Source organism: Haloferula sp. (assembly GCF_049672945.1).
Lineage (GTDB): Bacteria > Verrucomicrobiota > Verrucomicrobiia > Verrucomicrobiales > Akkermansiaceae > Haloferula.
Map to the genome: position 1 here is coordinate 1 of NZ_JBATWY010000135.1, position 17535 is coordinate 17535.

Annotated in this window: 13 protein-coding genes; 7 read left to right on the top strand and 6 right to left on the bottom strand. The window is 59.0% G+C overall.

Features of this window, described 5'->3' with window-relative positions; genetic code table 11:
- The 6 genes from WBG04_RS11830 to WBG04_RS11855 form a co-directional block, all read left to right on the top strand.
- A partial coding sequence (locus WBG04_RS11830; RefSeq protein WP_424314637.1) for an alpha/beta hydrolase occupies positions 1-1395 on the top strand: 1395 nt, incomplete at its 5' end.
- A gap of 71 nt (positions 1396-1466) precedes the next feature.
- On the top strand, positions 1467-3080 hold the full coding sequence (locus tag WBG04_RS11835) for an esterase/lipase family protein (RefSeq protein ID WP_424314638.1): 1614 nt from the start codon (positions 1467-1469) through the stop codon (positions 3078-3080).
- 84 nt (positions 3081-3164) lie between these two features.
- Positions 3165-3962 carry a substrate-binding periplasmic protein gene (locus WBG04_RS11840; protein WP_424314639.1) on the top strand — a complete coding sequence of 266 codons (798 nt, stop codon included), beginning with the start codon at positions 3165-3167 and terminating at the stop codon, positions 3960-3962.
- Between the two features lie 218 nt (positions 3963-4180).
- The gene (locus WBG04_RS11845) at positions 4181-4963 is read left to right on the top strand and encodes a CAP domain-containing protein (protein WP_424314640.1); all 783 of its coding nucleotides are present in this window, start codon (positions 4181-4183) and stop codon (positions 4961-4963) included.
- A gap of 111 nt (positions 4964-5074) precedes the next feature.
- On the top strand, positions 5075-6259 hold the full coding sequence (locus WBG04_RS11850) for a hypothetical protein (protein ID WP_424314641.1): 1185 nt from the start codon (positions 5075-5077) through the stop codon (positions 6257-6259).
- Positions 6260-6387: 128 nt separating this feature from the next.
- Positions 6388-7929, top strand: a complete 1542-nt coding sequence (locus WBG04_RS11855; protein WP_424314642.1) for a xylulokinase — start codon at positions 6388-6390, stop codon at positions 7927-7929.
- Here WBG04_RS11855 and folP read toward each other — a convergent pair.
- The 4 genes from folP to WBG04_RS11875 all read right to left on the bottom strand — a co-directional run bounded on the left by folP (position 7899) and on the right by WBG04_RS11875 (position 11493).
- On the bottom strand, positions 7899-8744 hold the full coding sequence (gene folP, locus WBG04_RS11860; protein WP_424314643.1) for a dihydropteroate synthase: 846 nt from the start codon (positions 8742-8744) through the stop codon (positions 7899-7901). The genes WBG04_RS11855 and folP overlap by 31 nt on opposite strands.
- A 72-nt stretch (positions 8745-8816) precedes the next feature.
- On the bottom strand, positions 8817-9812 hold the full coding sequence (locus WBG04_RS11865) for a ThuA domain-containing protein (protein WP_424314644.1): 996 nt from the start codon (positions 9810-9812) through the stop codon (positions 8817-8819).
- Positions 9813-9870: 58 nt separating this feature from the next.
- Positions 9871-10599: an alpha/beta hydrolase gene (locus WBG04_RS11870; protein WP_424314645.1), complete on the bottom strand. Its 729-nt coding sequence runs from the start codon at positions 10597-10599 to the stop codon at positions 9871-9873.
- Positions 10600-10602: 3 nt separating this feature from the next.
- Complete coding sequence (locus WBG04_RS11875; RefSeq protein ID WP_424314646.1) at positions 10603-11493, bottom strand: NAD(P)-dependent oxidoreductase; 891 nt, start codon at positions 11491-11493, stop codon at positions 10603-10605.
- A 77-nt stretch (positions 11494-11570) separates the two neighbouring features.
- On the opposite strand from WBG04_RS11875, the gene WBG04_RS11880 reads away from it, so the two are divergent.
- A complete protein-coding gene (locus WBG04_RS11880) occupies positions 11571-12848 on the top strand; it encodes an O-acetylhomoserine aminocarboxypropyltransferase/cysteine synthase family protein (RefSeq protein ID WP_424314647.1) in 1278 nt (425 codons plus the stop codon).
- A 797-nt stretch (positions 12849-13645) separates the two neighbouring features.
- Here the strand turns inward: WBG04_RS11880 and WBG04_RS11885 are convergent.
- Positions 13646-16831, bottom strand: a complete 3186-nt coding sequence (locus WBG04_RS11885) for a hypothetical protein (protein ID WP_424314648.1) — start codon at positions 16829-16831, stop codon at positions 13646-13648.
- Positions 16832-16974: 143 nt separating this feature from the next.
- A partial coding sequence (locus tag WBG04_RS11890) for an IS66 family transposase (protein WP_424314649.1) occupies positions 16975-17535 on the bottom strand: 561 nt, incomplete at its 5' end.

A 17535-nucleotide genomic window follows, 5' to 3' on the forward strand; every position in this document is an offset into this window, starting at 1 on the left:
GTCTACGTCCTCAACCAACGCCCGCAACTCAACCTCTGGCAGGAAGTCGATCTCGACGAGGAGTTCGACGAAAAGTCCGACATCACCGACTTCAAAAGCTACCTGGAACTCGAATACCGCCTCTTCAAGCAACTCGAAACCGAGGTCTATGCCAAAACACCCCCGGGAGGTCCGACCGACATCAACCGCTTCCGAAAAGGCAGCATGATGGACCCGACCAGCTTCCAGACCAACTGGAACCGGAGCTTCGAATGGACGCAGGAAAATCCAAGCGCCGGCGTGCTGCTCCTGCATGGGCTTTCAGACTCGCCCTACAGTCTCCGCCACCTCGGGGAGAAATTCCACCAGGCCGGTGCCAGTGTCCTTGGCCTGCGCATCCCCGGCCACGGCACCGCACCCAGCGGCCTCGTCGAGATCACCTGGAAGGACTGGGCTGCAGCTGTTAGAATCGCGGCCAGGCACTTGAAGCAAAGCATCGGCGACAAGCCTCTCTATCTCGTCGGTTACTCGAATGGCGGTGCGCTCTCCGTCGTCTACACTCTTCAGAGCCTCGGCGACGACAGCCTTCCCCGTCCCGACGGCCTGATCCTCCTTTCTCCGGAAATCGGCATCTCCAAAGCCGCCGGTCTCGCCGTATGGCAGGGCCGCGTCGGACACTGGCTCGGCCTCGACAAGCTCGCGTGGAATTCGATCTCGATGGAATACGACCCGTTTAAATATGGCTCCTTTGCCGTCAACGCCGGTGACCAAGCTTACCGGATTACCAGCGAAATCGACAAGCATCTCGACCGCATGTCGAAATCCGGATCACTCAAGAATTTCCCGAAAGTCCTCGCCTTTCAGTCAGCGGTCGATGCCACCGTGTCCGCTCCCGCGCTGGTCACGCGGCTCTTCAATCGCCTGCCTGAAAACGGCAGCGAACTCGTCGTCTTCGACGTCAACCGCAACGAACTCATCGAGCATCTGCTCGCCAAAGACCCGGCCGAAGACCTTCAAGGTCTGCTCAAGGGACCCGGCCATTCCTTCGATCTCAGCGTCGTCACAAATGCCTCGGACGAAGAAAACATTTCAGCGACCGTGATGATCCAACACCGCAAGGCCGGACAATCGAAGCTCACCATCGAAGCCTCCGAACTGAGCTGGCCGAACGAGATTTTCTCCCTCTCCCACGTTGCCCTGCCCTTTCCCGAGTCCGACCCGCTTTACGGGAGCGGAGATCAGGGAAGGACGGCGACGCTCGGCAATCGCGCCCTCCGCGGCGAACGCGGCACCCTCTACATCAGCCCCGGCGAGATGCTCCGCCAGAAGTGGAACCCCTTTTACCCATGGGTCGAAAAACGGGCGATGGAATTCATCAATCTCACTCCCCACGCCAAGCCTACCGTTCCGGAATGAGGGCCGTGACACCCGCACCCGCTTGACACCCGTTCACCACCCCCGATTCTTACCCCGCTTTCAAATCCAGCATGACTCTCCTCATTCGCCTGAAATTCACCCTGCTGCTCTGCCTCACTGCCGCAAGCTGCTACGCGCCGATCCGTGTTCATGAGGTCAAAGCCGTGAGACCAGCCCCGCTGGTCGTCAGCGAATCCTCCCTGAAAGCGGCCTCGAAAACCTCCAAGAGTGATCCCCTGGCACAGGCCGCCGCCACCCTCGAAGACGTCCGCATCGCCTATGACCGCCTCGCCGCCGGAGACTCCAGCGCCCTTCCCGAATACAACTACCTCACCGCCCGCTTCATTGAGCAGATCAAGCAGGCCGGCGTAAAACCCTGGATGAAGGAGATCCAACTCTCCGGACCAAAAACCCGCTACGTCCTTCGGGGTCACCAGCCGGCCGACCTCAATGCCGAAAAGCGCGACTTCATTGCCGCAGACACGCTCGAATTCCAAGGCTCACTCGCTCAGGAGCCCGCCATCGTGGACGGTGCCGGAGCCCCCTTCCTCGCCATCATCAGCACCCCTCCGACCGAGAACGAATCCTTCGACAAGAACCTTCGCTACCGCAACATTACCGCCGTCATCCACTTCAACGGCAACAGAGCCACCGTCGAACTCGAAGACCCTTACGAAATCGAAAACGTCACCATCGGCAGCCGTCGCTACCCGCTCCATGCCGACTTCAGCGCGAACGTCTCCTACGCGCTATCGACCACACGGATCGACAAACTCGGGCTTGCTCGCCTGCTCAATCCCGAGCGCTTCAGCAATACCTGCCGCCTCAGCAAGCTCCAGCCCTACGACCCGAATCGCATCCCCGTGCTGATGATTCACGGCCTCCAAAGCACCCCAGCCACCTGGGTGCCCATGTACTTCGATCTCATGAAGGACCCCCAGATCCGCGAGAAATACCAATTCTGGATCTTCAGCTACTCCAGTGGCTACCCCTATCCCTACTCCGCCGCCCTCCTTCGCAAGGAGCTCGATCGCATCAACCGCGCCTATCCCGACCACAAGGACATCGTCATCATGGGCCACAGCATGGGTAGCCTCGTCACCCGCCTGATGGTGACCGACGTCGGCGACTCGATGTGGATCGAACTCTTCGGCAAGTCACCCTCCGAAACAAACATGTCCGGCGAAAGCCGCGAGATCCTCGAAGAGTCCCTCGTCTTCAACTCCCGTCCCGAGGTGGATCGGGTCATCTTCTTCTCCGGCCCCCACAGGGGTAGCGTCATTGCCACCAGTTGGATCGGCCGACTGGGTGCAAAGCTCGTCCGCGCCCCGGCCTTCATTGCCGACACACGGGACGCGATCGTCAGCATAGGAAAAGCCGACCCCGCTGCCCTCGCGCTCAACCGTGCGCCTAACAGCATCGACACCCTCGCTCCGAACAACCGCTTCGTCCGCGCTATCAACCAGTATCCCATCTCCCCCCGCGTCCCTTACCACTCCGTCATGGGCGACCGCGGAAAAGGCGACACCCCCAACTCAAGCGATGGCATCGTCGCCTACTGGAGTTCCCACCTCGAAGGCGCCGCGTCCGAGAAAATCGTACCCTCCCATCACGGCTCCCACCAGATCCCCGAAGGAATCGAGGAAGCACGCCGCATTCTTCTGGACCACGCCGGTCTCCGCTAGGGAGCCATACTCCTGCCGGAGATGCCGTCCCTCCGTCATAACTGGGTTTGACTTTTGACTCGCGAGCAGAGAGCAGTCTTTCCCATGAAAATTCGAGATCTGCTATTTGCCCTGGCCATCACAGCCATACTGCTTTCCGGATGTTCGACATCCTCGTTCCAGCAGACGGACCCGAACGCGCCCAAGCCGCTCCGCGTCGGCGTCTCCGGCGACAACGCCCCGCTGATTTATGAAGCAGGTCGTGGCAACTTCGAAGGCGTGGAAGCAAGTTTCGCCAGGTCGCTGGGACAGGAACTCGGACGTCCCGTCCAGTTTGTGAAGATGCCATTCGAGAAGCTGATCCCAACACTCCAGCGGGGCGAAGTCGACATCGTCATGAGTGGACTAACCGTGATCGAACAACGCAAGACCCTGGTCGATTTCGCCTCTCCCTACATGGTGTCTGGCCAAGCGCTGCTGGCACGCACGGCGTCGGGAAGCTTCTACGATGACCCTCGTATCATCTTCATCAGCCCCTGCCGAATCGGGGTCGAACGAGGCAGTGTCGGCAACCTCGTTGCCCAGCGCGCTCATCCACAGTCCACGGTCGTCCCCTATTCGACACCCGCCAAGGCCGCCCGCGCCCTGAGCGAAGGAAAGGTGGACGTGGTCCTTCACGATGCCCCAGTTCTCTGGCGCATTGCTGCGGAGAATCCTGGCGCGAACTATCGAATCATCCCCAAACTCCTGACCAAGGAAACGCTCGCCTGGGCCGTTCGCCGCGGCGATTCCGTGATGCTGAAGGAAGCCAATGCCGCGCTCGCAAAATGGCGCTCGAATGGAACACTCAACCGCACTCTGCGGACCTACATGCCACGCTACGATATCATGGAAAGCATGTAGTCTTCCGCAGGCAGTACGATGACGTCGAACCCATCGTGAAATCGCCGCCGATCTCTCCGGTCGACTGATCCGAATCTGCGAGGATTCACTCATCGGTCGTGCATGACCTATCGCATTGCCCCCAGCTCAGGCTGCGGTCAAAAACGCGAACTAGCGCATTCGCGTATCACTTGAAAAATGGGTTGATTAACGGACTTTCCTACCCTAACACCCACTTTGTGATTTCCCCCGCTATCACTTCGAGCTTTCTCATCCTCGCAACGGTAGCGGCTGGAGATGGTATCCTCCATACGATTGGAAATCCAACCAACGAGGAGCAGTATTATCTCGAACTCATCAATCGGGCTCGGGCAGATCCTGAGGCTGAGGGAATCCGCATCGCGGCACTCTCAGACCCCGGAATCCTTTCCGCGATATCCTACTTCGGCGTCGACATGGATTTGTTCCAGCAGGAGATGGCGGCCATTGATCCTCAGCCACCTCTGGCGATGAATCCCATCCTCATCGGGACGGCTCGGGCCCACTCCGAAGACATGTTTACGATGGGTGTTCAATCCCACATCGGAACCAACGGCTTTTCCTGGCTGGAACGGGGAATCGCAGCAAACTATAACGGGACTCTGGTTGTGGAAAACATCTACGCCTCCTCTTGGTTCACCGAGTTTGGTCACGCCTCATTCGAAATCGATTGGGGTCCTGGAGGAAGTGGAGGGATGCTCCCCGGCCGCGGCCATCGTTTCTCGATTCACTACTCGGTGGTGAGGGAAGTTGGGATCGGCATCTTTAACGGGAGCAGAACCGGTGTCGTCGGACCGATCGGCCCGCAACTGGTCACTCAAGACTTCGGAACCGGCCCACCCAATACTGCATTCATTACCGGAGTCGTTTATCACGACCTCAATGGGAACCACTTCTACGACCCCGGTGAAGGCATCGGCGGCGTGGAAGTGATGATTGGCGACAACACGTATCGTGGAATGACCGCGAGCTCGGGTGGTTAGTCAATACCCGTTCCCGATGATGATACGACCTATGGCGTCGAATTCATCGGCCCGGCTATCCGAAGTCAGAGCACGGCAGAGATCTCTGGAGGTGCCAACGTCAAGATCGACTTGATCGTCCCCTATGATGCTCCCACAATCATCGGCACGACCGTTCCAGCGGTGGGTATTCCCGCTCAATACCAAGTTTCACGCGTGGCAGGCGCGACTTCCTATGATTGGCGAAAAATCCTGGAGACGTCGACGCCGAACGATCCCGCAGAGACTCTGGAACGAGTCACCCCGTTGGTTGAAAGCTCAAGCCCAATGTTGTCGGATGTCGTAAAGTTCAAGGGGAGTCGATCCTATCATCTGTTCCACGAGAACTTCGCAGACAACGCTCTCCTCTACAACTCGGCCTTCCAGGTCGCCGCCGGAGCTGAACTTACTTTCCGTAGTCGGCACGCGTATGCGACCGCAGGCCAGGTCGCAACCGTTCAAGTCAGAGAAGATGGGGAAGACGAATGGAAAACCGCTTGGTCTCAAGCGGGTAAAGATAATGCTGGAGAGAACTCGTTCCGGCTCGTGAACGTTCCGCTTGATGCCTACGAGGGTCAGAGAATTCAGTTGAGACTTCTTTACGACTACATCTCCGGCTCCGCCGCCTATTTCTACACGCTCGGGGTGCCTGTTGGCTGGTATGTGGACGAGATCGTTTTCGTCGGACTCGCCACGGTCTCGGAAGAAACCATCGCCAGCGCAGATGCGGAAGGAAACTTCGAGTTTACCCCCGAAGCAGCTGATCGTTACCGACTATCCTCAAGACCTGTATTTCCCGACCGAACGGGATCGTTCGGCGATTCGTTACCCGTGGATGCCTCAATCCAGAATACTTTCGGCGACTGGGCTTCTGCGAATGAAGCCGCCCTCGAACTCCCGGTCGGCGGCCTATCAGGTGATCCCGAGGGCGATCTCAATGGAGATGGTGTCGCCAATGTCATGGCCTACGCGCTTGGTTTGGATCCGATGACACCCGCAGCCCACAGACTTCCGAGGGCGGAACATGATGGCGGCCAAATCGTGATCACCTATCAGAGCCATTCCCAGCGCTCGGACGTCACCTGGGGACCCGAGGCCACCGACTCACTCCAAAGCTGGGCGGCCCCGGGAGACCCGTCGGCACCAGCAGGTTTTGCCGACGAAATCCTGAATGTGAACGGAGCAACGCTGACTCGCCGAGCCGTTCTTCCCATCAGCCCGGGAAATTCCGGCTACTTGAGAATGAAAGCCGCGATCGGCGGCAGAACTGGACCTTGACGGCCCCCTCGACTGGCCCATTGAGCTCTGGAAGATTCATCCTGCATTTTGCGACATCTCTTCTTCGATTCGGGCCGACGCCACGATTCCCTCTGGCCTAAGGCACTCCGGCGCTGAATGGTTCCGGCATGTTCCTCGGCTTAGACTCCTCCACCCAGTCCCTTTCCGCTCTGGTGATCGACCCCGCAAGCGGCACTGTCGCTCACGAACTTTCGGTCAACTTTGGCACCGACCTGCCTGCCTATGGCGCTCCCAGCGGTTTCATTCCTGACGGAAAAGCGGGCGAGGTCCATGCCGACCCGCTGATGTGGATCGAAGCGATCGATCTGCTCTTTTCCCGCGTCGCGGAAAACTTCGACCTCTCTCAGATCACTGCCATCGCCGCCTCGGGTCAGCAACACGGTTCGGTCTACTTCGACAACAGCCTGGTTCAGCGCCTTGCCACGCTCGATCCCAAGCAACCCCTGAAGGACCAACTCGCCCCCGCTCTCAGCCGCCCGAGCGCGCCCATCTGGATGGACACCTCGACCGGGGCCGAGTGCGCCGAAATCGCCGAAGCAGTCGGCGGCAATGATGAAGTCTGCAAGCTGTCGGGATCGATCGCCGTCGAACGCTTCACCGGCCCCCAGATCCGGAAATTCTACAAACAGGACGTCGAGGCTTACCGCAACACCGGCAGCATCCACCTTGTCTCGTCGATGGTCGGCTCGATCATGGCAGGGAAGTCGATCGCCATCGACCATGGCGATGGAGCCGGCATGAACCTGCTCAATCTCCACACCCTCGGCTGGGATCCCGACCTCCTCGACGCCACCGCACCAAACCTCCGGGACAAGCTCCCCCGCCCTGCCGCTTCGGCGTCGATCGCCGGGAAGGTTTCGAACTACTTCGTCCAAAAATACGGCTTTTCTAGTAATTGCGATGTAGCACTTTCAACAGGCGACAACCCCTCCTCACTCGTCGGAATGGGAGCCACCGAGCCCGGCACTTTTGTCATCTCACTCGGCACCAGCGACACCTTCTTCGCCGCCATGTCGAAAGCCGTCACCGATCCCCAGGGCTTCGGCCACGTCTTCGGAAATCCCGCCGGTGGCTTCATGTCCCTGATCTGCTTCCGCAATGGCTCACTCTCCCGCGAAGCCCTGCGCGACGAACTCGGCCTGAGCTGGGATGACTTCGATGCCGCCGGACTCGCCAAAACACCTGCCGGCAACGAAGGCCGCGTCATGCTCCCTTTCTACGGCCCTGAAATCACCCCACGCCACGATTTCTCAGCCCCAGTCAGGAACTTCCCGGCTGACGCCTCCGCGGAAATCCAGGTCCGCGCCTTGTTGGAAGGTCAGTTCCTCAACATGCGCCTGCACTCTGCATGGCTCGGCGAGCAACCGTCCCTGATCCGGCTCACTGGCGGTGCATCGCAAAACAACGGTATCGCCCAGCTCATCGCCGACATCTTCCAAGCCCCCGTCGAACGTTTCGCCGTTGCAAACGGGGCTGCATTGGGGGCCGCGCTGCGAGCAGCGAATGCCTGCGGCCACGATCTTGAAACCTTGAGCAAGCAATTTTGCCGACCTGCTGCGGATTCGCAAATCGAGCCAGACTCATCGAAAGCCGCCGTTTACGCAGCCGCCGTGCAGACCTATGGAAAACTCCTTTCCGCCTCCGTCTGATCTGATCGAGCGCTCAGGCCATCCAGCACCTTGACCGTCTGCCAGGCTGCCCGCACGTCGTGCACCCTCAGCATCTGCGAGCCCCGCCGAACCGCCACTGCGATACACCCTACGGTGCCCGCATCGCGATCAATGGGTTGCGCAATTTCCAGCACCTCACCGATGACCGTCTTGCGGCTCACGGGCACCAGCACCGGACGGCCGAATTTCTGCAACAGTTCCAGATCCCGGAGCACGGTGAGATTATCATCGCGCTGCTTCGCAAAATCGATGCCCGGATCAAGCACGATACTCCTGCGGGGAACTCCCGCCTTCACAGCCAGCTCGATCTTCTCCTCGAAGAAACGCTCCATTGACCCCATCACATCCGCCCACTGCTGATCAAGATGAGGGATCTTCGGTTCGCCCACCGAATGCATGATCAGCAAGGATGCCCCGCAGCCAGCACACAACACCGCATTCCGATCATCCGGCAGACCGCTCATATCATTGAGCAATTCCACACCCATCGGCAGCACTCGTTCAACCACCTCCGGACGCCAGGTATTCGCCGAAAGGATCGGCGGCCAAACCTGATCCTCGTCTTTCGGCAAAGCCTCCGCCACCACTTCGGGCCAACGCACGAAGAACTCCGAGAAACGCCGTATTTCCTCCTCCACCGCCACCGCCATGCGATTGGTTCGCGCACTTTCCGCGCCGACATCGATCACATCCGCCCCCTGCTCGGCCTGCCGCCGCGCCATGCCAAGCGCGACATCCATGTCCAATGTACCATCACCGGAAAACGAATCATCGTTCACGTTGACGATTCCCATCACCAATGGACGGCGTGGGAACCGGATTTCCCGATGCGGCAGCTTCCAGATCACAACAAGATCAGGGCCGACTCACTTCGCATCCACCTTGAACGGCCTCATCACCGGCTCATCGGGTCCTGGGAAGTCTTCGGGCACGGGAATGCTTACTTTTCCGCTGGCCGCCCACTCCGTCCCGCGGGTGAAGGTGGTGATGAACCCGACACTTTCAAATGCCGGAGTGTCGTGACCAAGCGTCGTGTGGAAAACCCGACCATCATGATAATCAATGACCATCAACATCGGTTCGTTGCGACCCTCCTTCTGGAGCTTTGGAGTATCCGCCGCCGTTGCCAGAATCGTCATGTTCTCCGCCGGACCGCGAAGCAACGAATAGCACTCATCCTCAGACTGCATCCAGAAGTCGGGGATTCCCTCGGTGATCGGGTGATCCCCGACCCGCATCGTCACAAGAAACGGAGCCCTCGGACCATGGGCTCCACACTTGCCCGGCCCCGCGTCGCGCACGACCTCGCCGTCCCGGTTGATGTAGACATAGGGACCGTCCTTGGGCCCGCGATCCCCCCAGCCACCGAGACCAATCATCTTGTTGAACTCCGGCCAATCCGCCCACGGATTGTTGGCCGCATGCACCACCACCAAACCACCGCCGCCGGCCATGTAGGATTCAAAACTCTTCTTCGTCGCTTCCGGCCAGTCAGCCGCTTTCCATCCGAAGTTGCTGATCACCACATCATACTTGCCAAAATCAGGCGCAAATTCCGGATCAGGCTTGGGCTCCTTCAAGTCCTTCCCATCACCTGCGTCGGCCAAGGGTAAGAAGGATTTCTCCCGGCCCGACTTCCAGAGAAACTGCGTCCGTGCCACATCCACTTCGAAGAGTCCCGTCTCCTCAAGATAGCGCGACATCATGATCGTCGATTTCGGCCAGACTTCATGGTTGTTCTGCCCGTCGACGATCAGGGCCTTCATCTTCTCAGCACTCTGGGCAGCGCTTGGAAAAAAGAATGCAAGGGCCAGCGCAAAAGGCAGACTTCGGATGAGTTGGGACAGGTGTTTTTTCATCATCAAATCGAGTTGGTAGTTCTAGACGTCAAGGTTTTGCAGAATCTGTCAAGGCGGCGGGCTATTTGAAAAACTCATTGAGCCACTCATCGATGGCGGCCGCCACATCAGCATAGCTTTCATCTCCGAATGAATGCTCCGCTCCATCGATCTCCAGCAGATGCTTGGGACCTTGCGCCACTCCAAAGGCATCGACACTGTCCACCGGGAGCACCACGTCGTCCGCCGTGCCGTGAACCAGAAGATAAGGGATCGAAAGCCTGCCGGCCTCCTCAAGCAGATCCCCGATCTCCTTCATGTCTTCGACAAAGGCTTCCGAAAGCGGACAGCCCTCTTCATCCCACATGAAACCCTCCCCGGGCCTTTGATCGCCGAACTCCGTATCGCAGAACAGCGCCGTCCTCACCATGCCTGCCAGGGTCACCAGCACTTCGATCCGTGGATCCACCACCGCCGATTTCAGGCCGACCGCACCCCCCATACTATGTCCGCAGTAGGCGATCTGCACCCCCTCGGGAAGCTGGTCGAGCACGTCACTCAAATCCTCGCATTCCTTCGAAATCGTGGAGTCCTCGAACTTCCCTTCTGATTCACCGTTTCCGGAAAACGAGATCCTCAAACACGGCCAACCCGCTTCCGCCAGCAACTCGGCCATCGCCACCATCAGCGGCCGGTCCTTGTTGCCCGTCACCCCATGACCGAGAACCAGCAGGTGGCCCTCCCGTGTGCCCGGGTGAAACGAACTGTCGATTCGCTCGCCGCGACGGTTTCTAAATTCAGGAAGTTTCATCGATCAATCCTCACTGCGACCAGGAAAGGTCAGTTCCGCCACCGCCGACTTGTCCAAGCCCCCGCGACCGAGCTCGATCAGCTTTCGATACTGCGCTTCGGTTGACACCGATAGCGGCACTGGCACCCCGGCTTCATTGGCCAGCGCATTCGCAATCCCACTATCCTTCGCCGCATGTGCTGCGGAAAAATAACAATCGTGGTCCCGGATGATCATGTCGTTCCCATCCGTCTCCAGAACTCGTGAATTCGCTCCCGTTTGAGAAAACACCTCCTTGAGCATCTCCAGATCAAGCCCGAGTGCCGCGCCAAGCCCCAAGCCTTCGGCGAGTCCCGCCGTGTTGATGTTCATCACCATGTTGACCAGTGCCTTCACCTTTGCCGCCTCACCGGCAACACCCACGTAGCGCAGCGAACTCGAGAGATCCTTCAACAAGGGCTCCACTTGATCGAAGACCGCCTTTTCGCCCCCAATCATCAGATACAGAGTGCCCTCGCGGGCCTGCGTAATGCTCGATGCCATGCAGGCTTCAAGCGCCTTCGCTCGCGCCGACGCACACGCCGCGGCGACCTCTTCATGCACGGACGGACTGACCGTCGCGCAGTTGAGAAAAATCCGACCCTCCGCGTCTTTGAGTAGACCATCTGAGGAAAAAACATCCCGCATCGCCTCGTCATCGGTCACCACCGTCAAAATCAGATCCGCCTTGGCAGTCACCTCCGCCGGACCCCCAACCGCCTCACAGCCAAGCTCATCCGCCAGACTCTTCGCCAGGTCAGACGCCACATCCTGCACCACCGCAACCTGGTAGCCGCAATCCTTCAGTCGCCTCGCCATGTTGGCACCCATTCTCCCGACACCTACAAATCCAATTCGCAACTCCTTCAAATTCATTCTGGTCCAAAGCTTCGACAGCTCAAACGAACTTTCAAGTTCCATCGAAGCGCCTGCCACGATTGACTCCCCGCACCATGAAACTCGAAACCCTCTGCCTCCACGGCGGCCAGACGCCCGATCCCGTCACCAAATCCCGCGGCGTTCCGGTCCACCGGACCACCGCTTACGTCTTCGACAGCACCGAACACGCTGCCAACCTTTTCGCCCTCAAGGAACTCGGGAACATCTATTCCCGGATCATGAATCCCACCACTGACGTGCTCGAAAAGCGCGTCGCCCTGCTCGAAGGCGCCCATGAAATGGGCGGACTCGGTCATGCCTCGGGAACCGCCGCGATCTTCAACTCCATCATCAACCTCGCCTCCGCCGGCGACAACATCGTCTCCGCCCGCAACCTCTACGGCGGCAGCTACACCCAGTTCAACAACATCCTTCCCGCCTTGGGCATCGAAGTGCGCCTGATCGACTCCACCGATCCGGAGAATTTCGCCAAGGCGACCGACGACAAAACCCGCGCCTACTTCTGCGAGACCGTCTCCAATCCGGCCTGTGAAATTTCCGACCTGAAAGCCATCGCCGACACCGCCCATGCCCACGGCCTCCCCCTGATCGTCGATGCCACCTTCTCGACTCCCTTTCTAACACGTCCGATCGACCACGGTGCCGACATCGTCGTCCACTCGCTGACGAAATGGTTCGGCGGCCATGGCACCGGCCTTGGAGGCGTCGTCGTCGATTCCGGGAAATTCAACTGGGCAGGCGGCAGACACCCGATGTTCGATGAACCCGACAGCTCCTACCACGGACTCCGCTGGGGCCACGATCTGCCCGATGCACTCGCACCGCTCGCCTACATTCTCCGGATGCGCACCGTCCCGCTGCGCAATCTCGGCGCCTGCATTGCTCCCGACAACTCCTGGATCATCCTCCAGGGCATCGAAACCCTCCCGCTCCGCATGGAGCGCCACTGCAGCAACGCCCTCGCCGTCGCCAAACATCTCAAAGCCCACCCGAAAGTCGATTGGGTCCGTTTCCCCGGCCTCGAGGACGACCCCGAATTCGAACGCAACCAAACCTACCTCAAGGGCATGGGCGGCGCGATGGTCATCTTCGGAATCAAGGGCGGTGCCAAAGCCGGATCCAAGTTCATCGAATCACTCGAAATGATCTCCCATCTTGCCAATGTCGGCGACGCGAAAACACTGGCGATTCATCCGGCAACCACCACCCACAGCCAGCTCGACGAAGAGCAGCAGCGGGCCGGCGGCATCAGCCCCGAACTCGTACGGTTGTCCATCGGCATCGAACACATCGACGACATCCTCGCGGACATCGATCAGGCGCTCGGATAGACCTATTCGCTCGAAAGGCCTGGCGACCCCCGTCAGCTCCCACAGACGTCTGAAGAGACTGCAAGCCTTGACTACCACCCTTTACCCACCATGGACGAGCTCACGCTGAAGGGGAGGATTGCGGCACTTGGGAAAGACGTGGCAAAGTCTTGTGTGCCCTGAACCCCGTGGACTGCGGCAGCCCTGCTGCCGCTGTTCCCGTGAGACAGCCTGCTGTCCACGCGCAAGGGAGAAAGGGCGTTCCCGCCCTGTCGAAGCACCCTCAGGACACGCCCTTCCTCTCTCTATGTCTCCCAACGGAGCGCGTTCATCCTGAACGCTTAGGCCATGGACATCCTGTCCAGACACGCCAGCCCTGCGTCCCTGTTCATTTGCGGAGCGCGTTCATCCTGAACGCTTAGGCCATGGACATCCTGTCCATCCACACCAGCCCCGCGTCCCTGTTCATTTGTGACGAAAACCTTGACTCACCCTCTTCTAGGCTGAGCCCTGATCGATAGATCACCGTTCTGAAAAACGCCCGCCACCGACCTCGAAACCACCTCAAATCAGAAGCCGAACCCATGACTCACCGCTGTTTTGGACAGCAGTGACGCTGCCGAAAAGGCCGAAGCTGTGGTTGCCGAGTCCAAGGCGCGAGGAGGAAGTGGATCGAGAACCACGACCGACGAGTAACGCACCCAGCGTTTGCCGGGTGTTTCGTCTGCAAGGACCGCCGCCGACTCCAACACGCAGTGCACTTCAATCCATTCCCATTCACCCGGCGGCGGGGCGTTGTGCGGTATTTCAACAGGCTGCTAGGGCCCGCGAAGCTGGTAAAGCCGGCCGGTGTCCTCCGTGGGAATAGGAAAGTCCAGGTAGTCGAGGTAGGTCTGATGGTCCCCGGAAACGTAAATGCTGTCGAGATACTGCCACTCCACCGGGCCGGGAATCGGAATCACGTAAAGGTCATAAGTCTGGTCTGGTGGCGCGCTGATCATGAGTTCAACAAACCGATTGGTCGGCTCCGTGTTGTCGTAGCGGATCTCCATCCGAAACTCGGGCTCGACGACGACAAACTGGATCGGGTCACTGGTGGCCTCTCCGAACTCGTTGGTGACCACCACGTGGTAGCTACCGGCATTTTCACCATCGATGGGAAGGCGCAGGAGGTAGTCATCTCCCTCAGCAAGCGGGAGGTCGTCGCGAAACCATTGGTAGGCGAAGGGACCCCGCCCCTTCGCCGTCACTGAAAGCGCGTAGAAGCTGGTGGGGATGCCATTGATGTTCTCTGTCGAGATGCTTGCGGCGGGAGACAACCAATCAATGACTGGCGAACTGCTGCCGAGGTGGCCGGACTGGAGGATGGTGCCGTTGAAGCCGACAATCACGAAGGTGTCGCTGCCGAAAGCGACATCCCAAAGCTTTTGAAACGTCGGTGACTCCCGCTGCGTCCAGCTCATGCCGTCACTCGACGAATGGATGTAACCGCTATTGCACACCGCAAGGTAGGTACCCGCGCCATAGGCAATGCCGTTGACTCCTCCGACCACGGTGTCGGTCTTGGTCCAGGCGATGCCGTCAGGCGAGGTGAACATGTCGGAGGAGCCGCCGACGAACATGTCGTTGGCGAAGAGCACGGCATTCATGTTGCCGGAGGCGGCATCACTCCGGACGGTCCACGTAATGCCGTCGGGCGAGGTGACCACATCCTGGCTGCCATTGACCGCGACGAAGAGACCATTGCCAAAGGTGACATCGAGAAAATTCCTGTTCGTCCCGGAGTCACGAACCGTCCAATCGAGTCCATCGGGAGAACTCGCGATGACCGAGTTCGGAGTGGAGAAGGAGCGCTCACCAACGGCGACGAAAACGCCGTTGCCATAAGCGGCACCCTCGAAACTTCCGAGCGAACCGAGATCCCTCTGGCTCCAGCTCACACCGTTGTCGGTCGATGTGGCGATGACGGAATCGCCACCATTCAGCTCACCGACAGCCACGATGGTGCCCTCATGGCTGACGAAATCATAAACCCTTGGAAACATCCAATCACCACCGGGGAACCAGCTCTTGCCCTCAGCGGAACGCAGCAGCCCGCCACTATCCCCGCTGACGTAAAATCCACCCCCCGCACAGAGGATCGATTCATTCTCACTGGAAGAGCCACTCGGCTGGAGTTGCCGGGCTGACCAGCTCAGGCCGTCGGCGGACTCGAGGATCAACGAACCCTGCCCGACGATTCGAAATCCGTCGTCGCTTCCGGCGATGTCGAAAAGCTCAAGACAGACCGGAAGCGGAACACTCGCCCATGCGATTCCGTCCACCGATTCCACCAAGGTGCCACCTTTTCCAACAGCCCGGAATTTGCCGTCGAGGAAGTGGACGCGATTGAGAGAGTGAATGGTGCCTCCGCTTCTCGTCTCCCACGTCGCCCCGTCGGGCGATGTCATGATCGCACCACCATTTCCGACGGCCACGAAAACTCCAGCTCCGTAGGCAATACCCGAAAAGTGGTCGAGCTCGCCGCTGACGGAACCCGACCAGTTCATCCCGTCGGTCGAGGTCGCAACCGCCCCGCTATCGCCAACAGCAACGAAGATCCCACCTCCAAAAGCAACCGCTCGGAAGTCGCCGCCCAGTCCGGTGAAAACATCATTCCAGAATGAACCGTCCTCGCTGTAGGAGAAGAGTCCATCGTTTCCAACGGCGACGTGGATACTGCCATTTCCCGTCAGATCATTCATCGGGGTATATCCAAGCTGGCTGTAGTTGGTCCCGTCGCTCGAGCTGTGGATGCCTGTCATCCCCGCCGCCAAGGTCATGTCTCCACTGTCGAAAAGCGCCAGCGGCTCAAAGTCAAAAAGAGAGAGATTCGCCGGAAGCGGCCCATCAAGCTCCGCGGCTTGTCCAGGTCCGGCGACACGGAAACCCGTGGCGGACGCAGCGACGGCCTTCAGCGGTGTCGCGCCGTATGGTCCCTGATGAAGGGCTTCCCACTCGGAGGCATCGGAGCTGCGGAAAATCCCGGCCTCTGCCGCGCGATTGAAATTCTCCGGACCGGAAAGAGCATAGAGCAGGCCGTCAGCGATCTTGAGTTGATGAATTTTCGGCACGCTGCCCACTGGGGTCCAGGTGGTGCCGTCGATGGAAGTCCTGACGTTACTATCCGGGATGAAACCTTGAATATCGAAGGAGACAAGCTTGCCGTCGAATACCCGGATCTGCTGATGGTAGCTGAGAAAGTCGACGGGGCCACCGGTCCATGTCGTGCCATCTGAGGATTGATAGACGATGCTCGAAACGCTCGGTGTCATGGTGAAGTATTTCCCGAGTCCATGGGTCACGGAATAGGGTGGCGTCGCGAGGTCCTCGACGAGCGGAGTCCAGATCGTTCCATTCGAGGAAGTGGTGACAAAGCCCGCGTTGCCGGTGTTTCCGCCGCAGGCGATGAATTCGTTGTTCTCGAAAACTAGCTCATGATACTGGCCGCTGATGCCACCATCGCGCGAGGTCCAGTTGCTGCCGTCCGGTGAGCTGTAGAGGGCGGCACCCATGCCTGTGGCATCGACACCCGCGATCACGAATTTCCCGGCACCAAAAGCGACGGATCGGAATTCATGGGAGCCCGTGCCGACGGAATGCGGCGCCCAGTTCTGTCCGTCGGATGAACTGAAGACCTGGCCTGCGTTTCCGGCGGCGACGAAAATTCCATTTCCAAAGGCGATGTCGAGAAGCTGTCGGGTAAGACTGGGCGTTCCCTCGATGCTCACCTCCCACTTCACCCCGTCGTCCGAGGAGCGAAGGAAGGTCGGGCCGTCAGCGACGGCAACAAGTAGACCGTTTCCTTTGGCGATTGAGCGGACCCCATGGGAGGTGGGGATCGGACTTCTCCATGACCATTCGTCGAGGGGATCCGCCGAAACGCTTGAGGGAAGGAAATTGAAGAGATAGACGATTGCCGCGGCCCAAAAAAGCCGGTGCCGGGGGACACAGTGCGTTTTCATCGCTACCTTTATGGATAGCTCCGGAAAATCAGTCAACACATCTCATCAGCCAGCTGTATAAAATCATGAAGCCCTGGCGAGAATTAGTGGTCAGTCAAGGTTTTCAGCTTTTTCATAGTGTAACAGTTTAGCTGTTTTTTTGATCAGGATGAATTGCTGAAAAGGACGTCCTGAGCTTTCGCGGCGGTGCCGGTCAGGAGGCTGCGGAAGAGATCGAGGACGGAGCTCTGCTGGAGTTTTGCGGTCTGGGTCAGGCTAGTGAAAATGCCGATGTTCCGGGAGCCTTCCTCACTTCGGGTTCCCATGCAGACTTTGCGGAATATCACCAACGGGCGCAGCGCCCGTTCGGCATGGTTGTTGGTGGCGGGCCCGTCAAATCGGATGAATGCAAATACTTCTAGGTGTTCGCGCGCACCGGGAATGAGACGCTTTCTCAGGGTCTCGGCTTTGTGATATCCCAGAGGTTTTTCGCAGACTCGCTGAAGGATGCCGAGTAATCGCTCGGTGAGCTTTTCCCTGGCTTTGAGTCCGGCTGGTATGTCGATGGCGCAGGCCAGTTTCAGTAGTCTCGCGAGTTGGATGCAGAACCGCACGGAGACGACGTCGGGCTTCTTCATCGCGGCAAGTATCTGTCCAATCTCGCGGGCCGTTCTCAACAGGTGAGCGAGACAGCTCTGGCGGGCTTGGACTTCGATCAAGTTGTA

Coding starts and splice junctions, on each gene's coding strand:
- WBG04_RS11835 (WP_424314638.1), top strand. CDS start 1,467: ATGACTCTCCTCATTCGCCTGAAATTCACCCTGCTGCTCTGCCTCACT.
- WBG04_RS11840 (WP_424314639.1), top strand. CDS start 3,165: ATGAAAATTCGAGATCTGCTATTTGCCCTGGCCATCACAGCCATACTG.
- WBG04_RS11855 (WP_424314642.1), top strand. CDS start 6,388: ATGTTCCTCGGCTTAGACTCCTCCACCCAGTCCCTTTCCGCTCTGGTG.
- folP (WP_424314643.1), bottom strand. CDS start 8,744: ATGGGAATCGTCAACGTGAACGATGATTCGTTTTCCGGTGATGGTACA.
- WBG04_RS11865 (WP_424314644.1), bottom strand. CDS start 9,812: ATGATGAAAAAACACCTGTCCCAACTCATCCGAAGTCTGCCTTTTGCG.
- WBG04_RS11870 (WP_424314645.1), bottom strand. CDS start 10,599: ATGAAACTTCCTGAATTTAGAAACCGTCGCGGCGAGCGAATCGACAGT.
- WBG04_RS11875 (WP_424314646.1), bottom strand. CDS start 11,493: ATGAATTTGAAGGAGTTGCGAATTGGATTTGTAGGTGTCGGGAGAATG.
- WBG04_RS11880 (WP_424314647.1), top strand. CDS start 11,571: ATGAAACTCGAAACCCTCTGCCTCCACGGCGGCCAGACGCCCGATCCC.
- WBG04_RS11885 (WP_424314648.1), bottom strand. CDS start 16,831: ATGAAAACGCACTGTGTCCCCCGGCACCGGCTTTTTTGGGCCGCGGCA.